We start from the raw sequence: 14,113 nt of genomic DNA, 5'->3' as shown, positions 1-14,113 counted from the left end.
CTGTCCTCTCAAGCCACCGCTTCCCCTCTCGCCAACCCCTCCTGCTGCCTTCCTCCTCCATCACCTTGAAAGGGGTGGGGCTTAGACTGCCGCCCTCCTTCCCGGGCAGGTGCACCACTGGCCGGTGTCCAGAAGTTCCTGCGGCACCGGGCTCCACGCGTCACCGTCGAGGTGTACGGCCACCTGACTCCGGACTATCCCCGCGAGGAGGTGAACAGCCTCAACCTCGGGCCGTACGTCCGGTTCCAGAGCCAGCAAGCCACCCAAGCGGGCCTCGCCCTACCGAGCCCTGGGGAGCAGGTATCCCACGCCGAGCCAGCCCCGTTCGCGCTTGCTGCACCCTTGCTGCAAGCTCCACGCGAAAAAAGGAAAGGGCCCGGAATCAGCCAGGTTTCCCCAGCGATTCCGAGCCCTTCCACAGCGCGCGATACAGGATTCGAACCTGTGGCCTTTGGCTCCGGAGGCCAACGCTCTATCCAGCTGAGCTAATCGCGCAGGAGGCCGACGACGAGGGGACAAGTAGCCGAGATCCCCGGCCGACGCAAGCACGCTTCAAGGTCTTTTTTCTGTCACCTTCTGAACGTCCTGGCGCACGCATACGCCCTCGCCCTCGTGGCCATGTCCCGAAGGACCGCTCTGCCGCTTGGACTGCAGACGGGGCCATCTTCAGGGTCATGGCCGTCCGCCGCCTGACCGAACATTGAGTCACCCTGCGCTCACGAAACGCGGAGCCTTCCTGGCAGGACGTGCAGAAGTGGCAGGACACTCCCGGAACGCGTTCACCTGCGGACACGCCTGGACCCTTCTTGGCTTCAGGGGCTTTCGCCTTTGAGGAACCCTCCCTACCTGCAAGGGAAGTCCAGAGAGGGAACCACCATGGCCGCGAAGAAGAAGAGCAGCAGTGCCCGCAAGGGAGGCGCCGCGACGAAGAACCCGCGCAAGTACAAGGCCCTCAAGCGCAAGGGCATGCCCAAGGTCCGCGCCGCGAAGATTGCCAACGCGGGCAAGTCCGCCAGCCGCAAGGGTGGCAAGAAGGGCGGGACCCGCAGCCGCTCCAGCAGCAAGAAGTAGGCGCGGAGCCATTCTTCCGGTGTGGCCCACCTCAGGCGCGGCGCCAGCGCACCGAGAGCAGGGTGAAGGCCACGAGCGCACTGCCCGCGCCGGCGGCGGCCAGCAGGGGACGGCGCAGCCCCGTCCCCAGCGCTTCCACCATGCCGCCTGTGAGTTCCCGGCCTGCCCTCCGCAGCGCCCCGTTCCGCCTCAGGGCATCCCGCCAGGGCCGCACCTGCGCCTTCAGCTCCCCCCCGACTCCCCGGACAATCGCTGCGGCGGAACGCTCAGCGAGTTCCTCCAGGGACTTCCCCAGCGCCTTGCCCGAGGCCAGCGGGTGGGAGGCCAGTTCCTCGCGAATTCCCCCGGCCAGTCCCCGCACCAGCCCCCGGCCGGCGCGCTCCAGCAAGCCCTCCAGCACCTCCGAGTCCTCCCGGAGCTTCGACTCGATCCCTTCCACCAGCCCCCGGCCTACCCGCGAGGCAATCTCCCCCCCACCCGGGGCCAGCGTCCTCACGTCCTCCACGAGGCCCGGCATGGCCTCGCGCAGTTCGCGCACGGCCGCCCTCACCACGCCCTCGGCCATGGCCTGGGCCCGGTCTCCCGGCGTGCGAATCTCGTCGGTGCGAGAGCGGGCGAACGCGATGACTTCGTCCAGCAGGCGATTGACGCGCTCAACCAAGGCATGGAAGGGCAGCCCACCGTCCTGCCACTCCTGCTCCAGCACCTCCACCACCCCCTGCATGGCCGCCGCCGCTAGGGAATGAGCGGCGGCCCCTGGCTCCACACGCTCGCGCTCGGCTGCTTCGTGAGCCATGCGCCCAAGCACCGTGAGTGCATCCTGGAGAAGCGTTCGCAGTTGCCCGTCGAGTTCCGGCAGTTCCTCACGCATGCCCTCGGCAGCGCCACGCACCATGCCGCTCGCCGCCTCGCGCGCGGCCATGCGCTCCAGAGACAGGGCCAGATTGCGAAGCACCTCGACCGGGCCCGCGCGACGCTCCTTCCCCATCACTCCCTCCCTTCTTCCCGTGAGCGCCCCTGCCGCTGATGAAGGGCTCCCCTCGAAGGGTACGGCCCCAGGCTCGCGGCAGCAATCACGTGGGGCAGGCGAAGCCAGGGCCGCCCACTTGCTCACTTGAGGGGCACCAGGTGGCGCATCCTGGCACCTCCCTTGTGGCGCATCCGGTGCCAGCCCACCTTCCTGGCATGGAGTTCTTCGGAGTCCGAATCCTCGGCCTCAACCCCGAGACGTTGCTCAAGGTCGTGTTGTCGCTGGCCGTGCTCGCCGTGGTGCTGGGGGTGCGGGCCCTGCTGGGGGTGGTGGCGGGGTTGGGCACCGGCGTGTCGCGCCGCTCCATCTGGGTGCGCAAGTACATCCGGCTCGCCTTCGGCGGGCTTGGAACGCTGCTGCTGCTGTCCATCTGGTTCGACAACCCCAGCCGCCTGGCCACCTTCCTAGGGTTGCTGGCCGGCGGGCTGGCCTTCGCCTCCCAGAACGCGGTGCTGTCCGTGGCGGGCTACTTCGTCATCGTCTTTGGCAAGACGTTCGACCTGGGCGACCGCATCCAGCTGGGAGACGTGCGCGGGGACGTGCTGGACATCGGCCTGCTCAAGACAACGGTGATGGAAATGGGCGTGCCTCCGCTGCTGCGCCCCGACCCGCACCACTGGGTGTCCGCCCGGCAGTACACCGGGCGCGTCGTCACCATCACCAACGCGGAAGTCTTCAAGCAGCCGACGTACAACTACACACGCAACTTCAACTTCCTCTGGGAGGAGCTGCGGCTGCCGCTGCGCTACGACACGGACTTGCGTCAAGCCGAGGCCATCGTGCTGGCCGCCGTGCGCGAGGCCACCGCCGGCATCATCGAGGAGGGCCACCGGGAGCTGGCCAACATGCGTGAGCGCTATCTCATCCACGCGGGCGAACTGGAGCCGCGAGCCTACCTGCGGCTGACGGACAACTGGGTGGAGCTGAGCGTGCGCTTCCTCGTGAACACCTATGGTGTGCGAGAGGTAAAGGATCGCATTTCCCGGCACATCCTGGAGCGCTTCCGCGAGGAAGGCCTTGAGCTGGCCTCCAGCACCGTGGAGTTGGTGCGCCCGCCCCGCCTCGGGCCGCGAACCTCCGAGCCCAGCACCGCCCCAGAGGACGCCAGGCCCGCTGGCCACTGACGGGCCGCTTCCCGGGCGTGTCCCCGGCGCCCCAGCCGCCCTGCCATGCAGCCCCTTTTAGTTTGAGGTCAAAACATATAGATTTTCCGTTTCATGTCCAACCCCCTTCCCCTCCCCGGCGACGCTGCGCACGAGAACTCTCTCTCCCGGCTTCAGGACCGCCTCGGAACCCTGCTGGGGTGCGGCCCCATGGCCCGTGAGCCGCTGGTCGCGTCCATGCTGCGCCGGGATGCGCGCGAGGCGACCTCCTACTGGTTTCAGCTCATCGTGGCGGTGGGGATAGCGACGCTGGGGCTGGTGCTTGGCAGCACGGCGGTGGTCATCGGGGCCATGCTCGTCGCTCCGCTCATGGGGCCCATCGTGCACTTGGGGATGGGGCTCGCGACAGGCTCCCCCTACCTCGTGCTCCGCTCGGGGCTCCGCGTCGCGCTGAGCATCGCCTTCGCCACCTGCGGCTCGGCGCTGCTGACCTTGCTGCTGCCCTTCCGTGAGCTGAATGCCGAGCTGCTCGCGCGCACCTCGCCCACGGCGCTCGACCTGCTGACCGCGGGGTTCTGCGCCCTGGCGGGCGTCTACTCCGCGCTCCGTCCTGGCTCGGACACGGCGACCACGGCCGCGGGAACGTCGATTGGCATCTCGCTCGTCCCGCCGCTCTGCGCGAGCGGCTACGGCCTGGGAACGGGCGTTTGGCCCGTCGCGGGGGGCGCCGCGCTGCTCTTCCTCGCCAACATGGTCGCCATCGTCCTGGTCGCCACGGTGGCGTTCCTCGCCGTGGGGTTCAACCGCATCGGCGCCGTCCAGTTGGAGCAGGAGGAGTTCCTCCGGAGCGAAGGGAGCCAGGGCCGCATCATCTGGGCCATCTCCCGGCGCCTCGAGCAGCTCTTCGAGACCCGCTGGGGGCACTGGCTGCGGGTGCTCATGCCGTTCGTGCTGCTGGCAATGGTCTATGTGCCCCTGCGCCGGGCGCTGGATGAGGTGGCGTGGCAGATCCGCGTCCGGAACTCCGTACAGGCGGCCGTGGAGGGACTGCCGCAGCGTGTGGTGGAGAGCCGTGTGCGCGTCGGACGGCGGGATGTCGAGGTGCTCGTCATCCTGCTTGGGAAGAACGCGGACGCCGACGCCGCACGGAGCCGGCTCGATGGGCAGATCCGGCAGGTCTCCGGCGTGACGCCGCGGGTGGATGTCCTCGCCGTCGCGGATGCTTCGGCCCTCGCCGGCATCGAGTCCATCCTCTACAAGCCACCACCGCTGCCGCCCCCTGCCCCCCCCTCGCCGGCGGAAGCGCTCGATACGGCGCGCACCTTCGTGCGGGCGGCCCTGGAGCGCACCTGGCCTGCGCGCTCCGCGGGCCCCCCGCTTGCCATCGGCCTGCGCTTGACCGGTGACACGCTTGGCGTCCAGGTGGTCCACCCGGGCCAGAGCCTGGATGCGCCCGGACGAGAGGCGCTCGAGCGCTCACTCGCGGCGGAGTTGGGGCGGCCTGTCTCCCTCTCGAGCGTCGCGCTCCCCACCTCTGAACTCACACGGGCAGAGGGAGATCTGCGCTTCATCGCCGGGCTCGCCCCAGCACTGCAAGCCTCCACGGGCATCACGGAGGTCTCGGTCTGCGCGGAGCACCCGCCCCCGGTGGCAGGCCAGCGACGCATGGGGGAGGACGCGTTCGCGAGCGCCGTCCGGGCCCTGCTGGCCGGGCACCCGCGCGTCACGCTGAGCCCCGGCACGGAGTGGCGGGTGCGCTTCTCTCTCGGGCCATGCCCTCCCGCCCCAGCCAGTGGCCCTGCGGCGGCCGCCGCCGCGCCTCCCTAGGTTTGTCACTGCACACCCAAGGCAGCCTCCTCTGCCGGACTTCCCGGGACAGGTGCAGTGTGCAGGCCTACCCGAGGTCCGCTCATGAAGCTACGGCTCCAACGCCTCTTCAGACGTTTTGAATCCAACTACTGGCTGATCCCCGCGCTGTGCGTCGCGGCGGCCATTGGGCTCTCCTACGCCTCCCAGTTCCTGGACGCGCGCCTGTCACATGATGAGCCCGCCTGGTACCTCTTCCGTGGCGGGCCCGAGGGCGCACGTTCGGTGCTCTCCGCGGTGGTGTCCTCGATGCTGACGCTCGCGGGCCTCGTGTTCTCCGTCACCATTCTCGTCCTCCAGCTGGCCAGCAATCAGTTCTCGCCGCGCGCGCTCCGCACCTTCCTCCGGGACCATCCCAGCCAGCTCGCCCTGGGCATCTTCGTGGGAACGTTCGTCTACGCACTGCTCGGGCTGCGCATCGTCCGGGGGACGTCCGAGGGGATTGAGCGGCACGTCCCCTCGCTGTCCGTCTGGCTGGCCGTCGTCCTCTCCGTGCTCAGCGTGGGCGCATTCATCTACTACATCCACCACGTGTCCCAATCCATCCGCGCCGTGGTCATCCTCACCCGCATCGGGCAGGAGACGCGGAGCACGCTCGAACAGGTGTACCCGGAGGGCCTCGGTGAGGACGCGGAGGAGGCACTCCCGGAGAAACCCGAGGGAATCCCCTCCCTTCTGATTCCCGCCGCTAACACCTCCGGAGTGCTGGTCGCCGTGGACGAGGAGCAGCTTCTGTCCTGTACCCGGGAAGCCCGCGTCACCCTGGCCCTGGTGCCCATGGTGGGGGATTTCATCCCTCCGCAAGGTGTGCTCTTCGAGGTCTGGGGTGACGCCACGGCGCTCAACGTGAAGAGATTGTTCGAGGCGCTCACTTTCGGCCCGGAGCGCACACTCCAGCAGGACACCGCCTTTGGCTTCCGCCAACTCGTGGACATCGCCGAGCGCGCCCTCTCGCCCGGAATCAACGATCCCACCACGGCGGTCCAGGCCATCGATCAGCTCCATGATCTGCTGCGGCGCATGGTCCGCCAGCGCTTCCCCTCCACCGCTCGCAAGGACGAGACCGGAGCGCTGCGGCTGATCTGCCCCCGCCCCGGCTGGAACGCCTACGTGCGGCTCGCCTTGGATGAAGTGCGCCAGTACGGCAAAGGCTCCATCCAGGTCACCCGCCGCCTGCGCTTTCTCCTGGAGGATCTGCTGAGGGTGGCCCCCGCCTTCCGGCGGGACGAATTGGAGCGGCAGCTCATGCTGCTGGAGGCCAGCGCCGAGCGCGCCTTCGCCTCCCCCCAGGAAGCCGCGATGGCTGTCCGTGCCAGCCCCCAGGGGCACGGCCCCGGCTGACCGTGCCTGCCGAGGCCACGGAGGCTCGCACGCCTGGTAGAGCTCCTTCTGGGCGCCCCCTACCAAGGCGGCGGCGAACACGCCTGGCCACCATCTTGTGAGGGACCCGTGGCTCCTGCCCCAGGAGGGTGAGCATGTTCTTCGACAGTTGGCGTGAGCTGGGCCGGGTCGCCCTGGTGGGCGTATGCGCCTATGTGGCGCTGGTGTTCATGTTGCGCATCTCCGGCAACCGGACCCTCTCCAAACTCAATGCGTTCGACTTCGTGGTGACCGTGGCGCTGGGCTCGACCCTGGCCACGGTGCTGCTGTCCAAGGACGTGTCCTTGGCCGAGGGGTTGCTGGCGCTCGCCCTCCTCATCGGGCTGCAGTTCCTCGTCACCTGGACCTCGGTGCGCCTGCCCTGGTTCAACCGCATGGTGAAGTCCGAGCCCGTGATGCTCTTCCACCGGGGACGCTTCCTTCCCACCGCCATGCGCCAGGCACGCGTCGTGGAGGAGGAGGTGATAACCGCGCTGCGCAAGCAGGGCGTGGCACAGCTCGAGGAGGTGGAGGCCGTCGTGCTCGAAACGGACGGCTCGCTCACCGTCCTCCACCAGCCCGAGGGCCCCACCGAGACCCTCTCCCAGGTGAAGAAGCCCGGGGGTGCGGCTGACACAAGCGCGCTCCACTCCTGAGCGGCTCGCCTGGAGCACAGCCGCAGGGCCATGGCCCAGGCCTGTCTGGCTGCCACCTAAGGCAGGCGGGCGGGATGCGCTGAGAAGCCCCCAGGTGAAGCACGGCTCCGGCGAGCAGGGGACTCACCCGGGGAGCAGGGGACGGGCTGGAACGGATTTTCCAATGAAATCCCGCAGTTAAGAGTGCACGAGCCGGGGATCGAACCCGGACGGTCCTTGCGGACCAACGGATTTTAAGTCCGCTGCGTCTACCTGTTCCGCCACTCGTGCCCGAATCTGCGGGTGTCGGGACCTTCTCTCAACTGCCGGACGGCCGCAATGCGCGCAACGGTCGATTCTGCCCCGCCCCTGGTATAAAGCGCCCGCCATGCTAGAGACCGTCACCAAGGGATTCCGTTCAGCCAAGAACCGCCTCGCGGGCAAGAGCGAGCTCACCCCGGAGCTGGTGGATGAGTCCCTCCGCGACATCCGCGTCTCGCTCCTCGAGGCGGACGTCTCCTTTGACGTGGTGAAGAAGTTCGTCTCCCGCGTCCGCGAGAAGGCCGTGGGTGACGTGGTCCAGACGACCATCACCGACAAGAGCGGCCAGAAGCGCAAGGTCAGCCCCGCGGACTACTTCGTCAAGGTGTGCCACGACGAGCTCGAGTCCCTCATGGGCCCGGTGGACACCAGCCTCAAGCTCAAGCCCAAAGGCCAGCTCAGCGGCATCATGATGGTGGGCCTGCAGGGCTCCGGTAAGACGACGACCACGGGCAAGCTGGCCAGCCGGCTGCTCCAGGAAGGCCGCAAGCCCCTGCTGGTGGCCGCCGACATCTACCGCCCCGCCGCCGTGGATCAACTCAAGGTGCTCGGCGAGCGGCTCAAGGTTCCCGTGTACTTCGAGCCCAACGTGTCCCCGCCGGAGCTGGCCGTGCGCGGGTACGCCGCGGCCCGGGAGCAGAAGTGCGACGTGGTGCTCATCGACACGGCGGGCCGGCTCGCCATCGATGAGACGCTGATGACCGAGCTGGAGTCCATCAAGGGCAACGTCCACCCAGACAACATCCTGCTCGTCTGCGACGCGATGATCGGCCAGGACGCCGTGCGCACGGCGGCCGAGTTCGACCGGCGGCTGACGCTCGACGGCTTCATCCTCACGAAGCTGGACGGTGATGCGCGCGGTGGCGCGGCGCTGTCCATCAAGGAGGTGACGGGCAAGCCCATCAAGTTCCTCGGCATGGGCGAGTCGATGGACAAGCTCGAGGAGTTCCGGCCCGAGGGGCTCGCGGGCCGCATCCTGGGCTTCGGCGACATCGTCGGCCTGATGAAGGACTTCGAGAAGGTCGTCGACGAGAAGCGGGCCGAGGAGGACGCGCTCAAGCTCCTGTCGGGCAACTTCTCGATGAAGGACTTCGTCGAGCAGATCCGCATGGTGCGGAAGATGGGCCCGCTGAAGGACCTGCTGGAGAAGTTCCCGCTGTTCGGGGAGCTGACCGAGCAGCTCAATCCGGACGAGACGGAGCTCACGAAGATCGAGGCGATGTACGACTCGATGACGCAGAAGGAGCGCCTGCGTCCGGATCTGATCAACGCCAGCCGCATCAACCGCATCGCCAAGGGCAGCGGGCGCAAGCCAGAGGACGTGCGCGACCTGCTCCAGAAGTTCGGGATGATGCAGCAGGTGATGGGCTCGATTGGCCAGAACCCGGGCCTGCTGGGCCGCATCCCCGGCTTCAAGCAGCTGGGCCAGCTCTCCCAGCTCAAGAACATGGACCTGTCGGGCGTGCTCGGGAAGGACAAGATGCTGCAGCAGGCCATGAGCGGCATGGGCGGCATGCCCCTGCAGATGCCGCAGATCGCCCCGGGCTACACGCCCCCCATGGGCCAGGCCGCGATGGCCAAGGCCCGCTTGATGGGCTACGCGCCTCCCTCGGCGGGCAAGGCCGAGGACCGCGACGCCATCAAGGAGCGCCGCAAGCGCGAGAAGACCAACAAGAAGAAGAACCGGAAGAAGAAGTAAGGAGAGCCCAGGGGACCGCAGGGTCCCCTACTTCCGCTTGGGCACCACCAAGCCTCTGGCCAAGCGCCGGAGGACCCGGCGCTTCTGGCGGCGCTTGTACAGCTTGTGGGCGTTGTCTCCCTCCTCGTTCAGGCGGGAGGTCTCTTCATCGACGATCTGAAACTCCACCAGGGTGAAGACGATGCGCCCCTTTCGCGGGCGGCCGTCCTCTTCCGGCGCGGGCAGAAAGCCATCCATCCTCAAAGGCATATCCACCACGAAGTTGAGGGCGCGGTAGGTATTGCCTGAGAATTGATTGGCTGCTGGGTCTTCACGAGCTTCGTAATCCCTATCCAAATGGAGCTGCGCCGCGAAGTGCTCGAAGTGGGGGTTCTCCGCCAGGACCGTCTTGAACGGCATGAGCGAGTTATCGGTCTGGCCCGGGACCACGAAATTGAAGGGGAACAGCCGCTGTATCAGGAGATACAGGATGGGAAGGATGTCCTCCCGGCTCTTCGTGATGATCCGGAAGCGGGTGCGGTCATACACCTGTGCCGCCACCGTCTCCTTCTTGGCGATCAGCTTCGTCACCAGCGAGTCGCGCGTCTTGATGGAGTGCGCAAACTCCACGACGGGCAGCCCCTTGGCTTTGATTTCCTCGGCGACTCCCAGCACCTTGGACATCACCAGGTTCGCCAGCTCTGCCTCGGACACCGCCAGTTGGAAGAGCAAGTCCCGCCCTTCGATGTGCTGGATGACGTGCATGACCTTCAGCACGATGCAGGCAATCCGGCGGTACTTGGGCGGCCCCTTCATGCCGGAAGCGAACAGGAAGAGATCATGGATCTCCTCCGGTTCGGCGACCACCTCCGCGACGCGGTAGTTGAAGGTCTTCCGGAGGTACTCGACCGCATCGGCCAGCACGGTCCGGGCCCACGCCTCGTCATACGGCCGTGAGGTATCGAGCTGACACAGCCGGAGGAAGTGGTCGACCTCCTCGCGGGACTGGAAGTGCATCCTCCGCCAGTCGATGACCGAGCCTCCCCGGAGAATCAGCCGGAGGCGCTCCAGTTCCCGCAGCCCCATCTCCGCCACGGTGCGGACCGGGAGATCAGGGATTTGGGGGACAAGGGAGACGACCTTCACAAAGGCGCTTCTAGTCGAGCAGGACGATGGAGGGCAACGTGCCCAAAAGCCAAAGGGCCCTTTCCGTGCAGGAAAGGGCCCTTCTGATCGAGTGCCGGTCTGCGGTCCCCGCTACTTGCTGGCGACCGGCTTACCGTTCTCGAACCGCTGCTCCTTCACCACGTGGTCGGCCTGGAAGTGCGACTCGGCCACCTTCTGCCCATCCTCGGAGTAGGCCACGGAGAGCCCCTCGCGCTTACCCTGGTTCCACTGCTGCTCGAGCTTCTTCTGACCGTTGGCGTGGTACTCGATGCGGGTGCCGTGGTAGCTGCCGCCCGAGAAGTTCATCTCCCCGGCCTTCGCACCGTTGGCGTCCCAGAAGGTCCAGAGCCCGGAACGGAAGCCGTCCTGGTACTGGCCCTCGGCCATCTTCTTCCCGTTGGGGTGGAGGTCCACATAGGGACCGTGGTTCTTGGGCTCGCCGGCTGCCGCCTGCGCCTTCACACAGTAGACGGCCTCTTTTTTATGCTCCTTGCGCACCGTTCCCGCAGGGCAGTTGAGCCGCACGGTGTCCCCCGCGAAGGCGGCAGGAGCGGCGGCGACGGCAAGGACCATGACCAGGGAACGAGAAGGCTTGCTGAAGAACATGGAAGCTTCCTTTCTAGGCGACACAGAAGATCCTCTGCATCACTGCTCCATTGGAACGATGCAGGGAGCCACAAATTCAAACAGGGCTTTTCCGCCCTTTACCTGAGCGGCTGGCCGCTCACCGGCCCGGAACAACAAAGCCCCACCCCGGAGAAGGGATGGGGCTTGAGACAGCATTCTTTCCAGACCTCGGAAAGAACGAGCCGCTACTTGCTGATCTGCGCGCAGATCTCGTTGCCGTTGTCGAAGTACAGGCCGATCGAGATCGTGGTGGAGTTCTGGCCCGGGCAGAAGTTCATGACGAAGTCCACGTTCTTCCCATCCGACGAGCGGGTGTACTCAGACTGCCGAATCAGCGCGTCGCCGTCCTGAGGATTTCCATTGACCGTGACGTAGAACAGGCCCGGCAGGGCGCTCTTCTGGTCGGGGAAGGTCAGCGTGGAGGACGAGGGAATGTACGCCTTCACCCGCGCCTTGGCCGTCGTGGCCCCGCTGCAGAACGAGTCACCGCTGTAGGACTCGCGGGTCACCGAGTAGATGATCGGGCCCGTGGAGGTGGAGGCGTTCCACACCGGCGTCTTGCCACCCTGGCCCGGATCAAAGTTGGCGCAGGTGGGCGCAGGAACCGCCGTGCAGGTGCCGGAGCTGCAGAACTTGCCATAGGAGCACTGAGCCTGGGCATCCCCGGTGCAAGTGGTCGGCTCAGGATCGGGATTGTTGCCCCCACCATCGGTGCAGACGCGGGTCTGGGCCGAGCAGGTGAAGCCCTCGCCGTACTCGTCCGCGCAGAAGCTGGTCCCGACCGTGCACTTGCAAACCTTCTGGGTGTTGGTCGTGCTCAGCGCCTCGCAGATCTTGGCGCTGTCCGGACAGTCGCTGGCCTGATCACAGGTCTGAACACATGCCCCAGCGGTCGTGTTGCAAATCTCGTCCTCGCCGCACTGCGCGTCGCTGGTGCAGGTAGTCGGTCCCGAGCCCTCGTCGTCGCCACCGCAAGCCGTCATCATCAGGCTCATCGCGCTCAGCGCAGTGAGCATCCACATCGTCTTCCGAAGCTGCATGTTGGACTTCCTCCCGTGGTGCTTCGCTCGGGGCTTACCGGCCCTCACAAGCCCCATCCATCCCTTGCAAGCGGGCGTGGCTTTAGTCCCGCCGCTCCAGAGGTGTCAACGGTTGTCGACCGCGCGTGGGACGCGAAGCCTTCGAGGAAATTCAACGCATACAAAAACGGACAATGTCACGAGCGATAGACGTGCCCGTGACACTGTCCACGTGAGATTCCGCTCAGAAGGTGAACGGGAAATCGATGGGATCCCCTTGCTTCCGGTGTTTCGGGAACGTCCACCCCTTGATGAGCCCCGAGATACAGGTCGCCAGGTACGTTTTGCGGAACTCCTCGGTCCGCACCGCCACCGCGGTCGTCCTGCCGCTCGTCTGGATCACCCAGCGCATCACCAGCTTGCCGCTGCTGCCAGGCTCCCGCTTCTTCTGCTCGTTCACGCACTTCACGATGGCGGGCCGGTTCGCGAGCACCACTTCCATCACGTCGGACTGAGCCAGTTGCTCACGCACGCTCCCGCCGCTTCCCGGCGCGGGAGGGATGTACGTCGAAGGCGTGCTCTCGGCCGCCTTCTTCGGCTCCGTCTTCTTCGACGAGCCGAACAGCGCGTCGAAGTCGTCATCCGAAGGAGCAGGCTCGGGCTTCGAGCGCGAGACGCTCGCCACGGGCTCGCTCTGGCTCGGACGCGGCTTGCTGCCTGTCCGGGCAGGCTCCTGGCGCGCCACGGCGGGCTCGGTCCGCGCAGGCTCCGCGGGCTTCGCCGCGGCGGGCTCGACCGCTGCCGGGGGCGGAGGCGTCACCGCCGCCACGGCGGGAGGGGTCGCCGCCGCAGCCGGAGCCGAGGGTGCCGTGGCCGGTGCCGTGGGAGCAGCCGGTGCCGCTGCCGCGACCGCAGGAGGCGTCTGGGCGGCGGGAGGAGGCGTCGTGGGCTCCGGGGGCTTCGTGGCCGCCGCCACGGGCGGAGGCGTCACGGGCTGCTCCGAAGGCTTGAGGGCGAAGAAGAGTCCCACGCCCACGACCGCGATGGCCGCCACTGCGATTCCCGCGATCAGACCCGTCTTGCTGCCTCCCTGCTGCGCGGGAGCAGGCGGAGGCGGATAGCCTCCGTACCCCGGCTGAGGATAGCCCGCGGGCGCGTAGGCAGGCTGCGGGTACGCCGGAGCTGGCTGCGCGTACGCCGGAGCCGCAGGCGGGGGCGCATAGGGCATCGGCGCGGGCTGGGGCGCATGCTCGGGGGCCGCCGCCATCATCGGGGCGGCCCGTGCGGCCGGCGCGGCCTCGGGAGGAGGCAGATCCAGCAGCCCCGCCGCGGCGGGCTTCTCCGCCACCGGCGCGGGCTTGGGCGGCTTGGATAGCGCGTCGTTCTCCTCCTTCACCAGCGAGGCGAGCACGCTCGCGGCGGAGGGCTTCCATCCCGACGAGGGAGGCTCGGCGCCCAGCGCCGGTGCCGGGGGAATCTCCGCCCGGGCGCCCTTCGAGGAGCCACCCGCGCTGAACGCGGACTCCACCGGTGCGGGTGTGGACGACGACTGGCCCATCGCCGCGGGCGCGACGATGACCGGCTTGGCAGGACGCGGCGCGAGCGCAGGGGCCAGCTCCGTCGCATCGGAGAGCGGAATCCAGTCGCTGAAGCCCTGACGCCAGCACAGGCTGTCCGGCCCCACCTCGCCGCGGTCCCAGTAGTCCTTCACCTTTTCCACGGTGAGCGGGCCTACCTGCTTCTCGTCGATGGCAACGAACCACTCGTGCGAAGGCGCGGAGGAGGACTGCGGCTCGTCGGGCTCCGACTCGGCCTCCGCCAGCTTGCGCACCGCCGCCGCAGAGGCCTTGGCCTCTCCGCCCGCGGAATCCCCCGAGGGGATCTTGTTCGAGCCCGAGTTGAGCACCTGGTCGAAGACGGCACCGATCTCGTCCTCTTCCACGTCCGTGAAGAGACCGCCCTCGGGCGGCGTTCCCAACGAGGCGGGCAATCCGGCGGCCGTGGAGTTCATCCCTCCATTGCTCGCGGCACTCGCCGCAGGCGTCTCCTGGGCCTCATCAGCCTGGGACGCCGTAGCGCCATCAGGACGCACCAGGATGACATGGCCGCACTTCTTGCAACGAACCTTGACGCCCTTCGCGCCAACCTTGTCGTCGCTAATCATGTACTGCGCGCGGCAGCTGTCGCAGACGAAACGCATCGTTCCCCGCAAGTCTCAGAAATGGCGGAAGAAATTC

11 protein-coding genes and 2 tRNA genes are annotated in these 14,113 nt (G+C 67.4%); 6 read left to right on the top strand and 7 right to left on the bottom strand.

Going from position 1 to position 14,113, the window contains the following annotated elements; translation table 11 throughout:
• Nucleotides 1–421 precede the first annotated feature (421 nt).
• Nucleotides 422–495, bottom strand: a tRNA-Arg gene (locus KY661_RS32700).
• A 381-nt stretch (nt 496–876) separates the two neighbouring features.
• On the opposite strand from KY661_RS32700, the gene KY661_RS32695 reads away from it, so the two are divergent.
• Entirely contained in the window at nt 877–1,071 is a 195-nt protein-coding gene (locus KY661_RS32695) for a DUF7218 family protein (RefSeq protein ID WP_225413937.1), read from the top strand.
• 31 nt (nt 1,072–1,102) lie between these two features.
• Here the strand turns inward: KY661_RS32695 and KY661_RS32690 are convergent, their stop codons facing one another.
• Nucleotides 1,103–2,059, bottom strand: coding sequence for a hypothetical protein (locus tag KY661_RS32690; RefSeq protein WP_225413936.1), 957 nt, complete (start codon nt 2,057–2,059; stop codon nt 1,103–1,105).
• A 176-nt stretch (nt 2,060–2,235) separates the two neighbouring features.
• On the opposite strand from KY661_RS32690, the gene KY661_RS32685 reads away from it, so the two are divergent.
• From KY661_RS32685 to KY661_RS32670, 4 genes are all read left to right on the top strand, one after another.
• Nucleotides 2,236–3,225, top strand: a complete 990-nt coding sequence (locus KY661_RS32685) for a mechanosensitive ion channel family protein (protein WP_225413935.1) — start codon at nt 2,236–2,238, stop codon at nt 3,223–3,225.
• A 189-nt stretch (nt 3,226–3,414) separates the two neighbouring features.
• On the top strand, nt 3,415–5,031 hold the full coding sequence (locus tag KY661_RS32680) for a DUF389 domain-containing protein (protein WP_225413934.1): 1,617 nt from the start codon (nt 3,415–3,417) through the stop codon (nt 5,029–5,031).
• Between the two features lie 84 nt (nt 5,032–5,115).
• Nucleotides 5,116–6,411, top strand: a complete 1,296-nt coding sequence (locus KY661_RS32675) for a DUF2254 domain-containing protein (protein WP_225413933.1) — start codon at nt 5,116–5,118, stop codon at nt 6,409–6,411.
• Between the two features lie 134 nt (nt 6,412–6,545).
• Nucleotides 6,546–7,085, top strand: a complete 540-nt coding sequence (locus tag KY661_RS32670) for a DUF421 domain-containing protein (RefSeq protein WP_225413932.1) — start codon at nt 6,546–6,548, stop codon at nt 7,083–7,085.
• A 184-nt stretch (nt 7,086–7,269) separates the two neighbouring features.
• Here KY661_RS32670 and KY661_RS32665 read toward each other — a convergent pair.
• Nucleotides 7,270–7,355 (bottom strand) — tRNA-Leu (locus tag KY661_RS32665).
• Nucleotides 7,356–7,452: 97 nt separating this feature from the next.
• Between KY661_RS32665 and ffh the strand changes: the two genes are divergently transcribed.
• Nucleotides 7,453–9,084, top strand: coding sequence for a signal recognition particle protein (ffh, locus tag KY661_RS32660; RefSeq protein WP_225413931.1), 1,632 nt, complete (start codon nt 7,453–7,455; stop codon nt 9,082–9,084).
• 27 nt (nt 9,085–9,111) lie between these two features.
• On the opposite strand, the gene KY661_RS32655 is transcribed toward ffh, so the two are convergent.
• The 4 genes from KY661_RS32655 to gltJ form a co-directional block, all read right to left on the bottom strand.
• Nucleotides 9,112–10,209 carry a TIGR04552 family protein gene (locus KY661_RS32655; RefSeq protein ID WP_225413930.1) on the bottom strand — a complete coding sequence of 366 codons (1,098 nt, stop codon included), beginning with the start codon at nt 10,207–10,209 and terminating at the stop codon, nt 9,112–9,114.
• 111 nt (nt 10,210–10,320) lie between these two features.
• Nucleotides 10,321–10,836 carry a toxin-antitoxin system YwqK family antitoxin gene (locus KY661_RS32650; RefSeq protein WP_225413929.1) on the bottom strand — a complete coding sequence of 172 codons (516 nt, stop codon included), beginning with the start codon at nt 10,834–10,836 and terminating at the stop codon, nt 10,321–10,323.
• Nucleotides 10,837–11,042: 206 nt separating this feature from the next.
• The gene (locus KY661_RS32645; RefSeq protein WP_225413928.1) at nt 11,043–11,897 is read right to left on the bottom strand and encodes a hypothetical protein; all 855 of its coding nucleotides are present in this window, start codon (nt 11,895–11,897) and stop codon (nt 11,043–11,045) included.
• A gap of 223 nt (nt 11,898–12,120) precedes the next feature.
• Nucleotides 12,121–14,076, bottom strand: coding sequence for an adventurous gliding motility protein GltJ (gene gltJ, locus KY661_RS32640; protein ID WP_225413927.1), 1,956 nt, complete (start codon nt 14,074–14,076; stop codon nt 12,121–12,123).
• Nucleotides 14,077–14,113 lie beyond the last annotated feature (37 nt).

The sequence above is a fragment of the Allostigmatella hybrida genome, from assembly GCF_020103775.1.
GTDB classification, from domain to species: domain Bacteria; phylum Myxococcota; class Myxococcia; order Myxococcales; family Myxococcaceae; genus Hyalangium; species Hyalangium aurantiaca.
Note: the sequence above shows the minus strand (reverse complement) of the source record. Positions and strands in the feature narration are given on the sequence as shown.

Bases quoted from the DNA above. Each gene is read 5' to 3' on its own strand.
- ffh (WP_225413931.1), top strand. From the start codon at position 7,453: ATGCTAGAGACCGTCACCAAGGGATTCCGTTCAGCCAAGAACCGCCTC.
- KY661_RS32695 (WP_225413937.1), top strand. From the start codon at position 877: ATGGCCGCGAAGAAGAAGAGCAGCAGTGCCCGCAAGGGAGGCGCCGCG.
- KY661_RS32645 (WP_225413928.1), bottom strand. From the start codon at position 11,897: ATGCAGCTTCGGAAGACGATGTGGATGCTCACTGCGCTGAGCGCGATG.
- KY661_RS32675 (WP_225413933.1), top strand. From the start codon at position 5,116: ATGAAGCTACGGCTCCAACGCCTCTTCAGACGTTTTGAATCCAACTAC.
- KY661_RS32670 (WP_225413932.1), top strand. From the start codon at position 6,546: ATGTTCTTCGACAGTTGGCGTGAGCTGGGCCGGGTCGCCCTGGTGGGC.
- KY661_RS32690 (WP_225413936.1), bottom strand. From the start codon at position 2,059: ATGGGGAAGGAGCGTCGCGCGGGCCCGGTCGAGGTGCTTCGCAATCTG.
- gltJ (WP_225413927.1), bottom strand. From the start codon at position 14,076: ATGCGTTTCGTCTGCGACAGCTGCCGCGCGCAGTACATGATTAGCGAC.
- KY661_RS32650 (WP_225413929.1), bottom strand. From the start codon at position 10,836: ATGTTCTTCAGCAAGCCTTCTCGTTCCCTGGTCATGGTCCTTGCCGTC.
- KY661_RS32680 (WP_225413934.1), top strand. From the start codon at position 3,415: ATGGCCCGTGAGCCGCTGGTCGCGTCCATGCTGCGCCGGGATGCGCGC.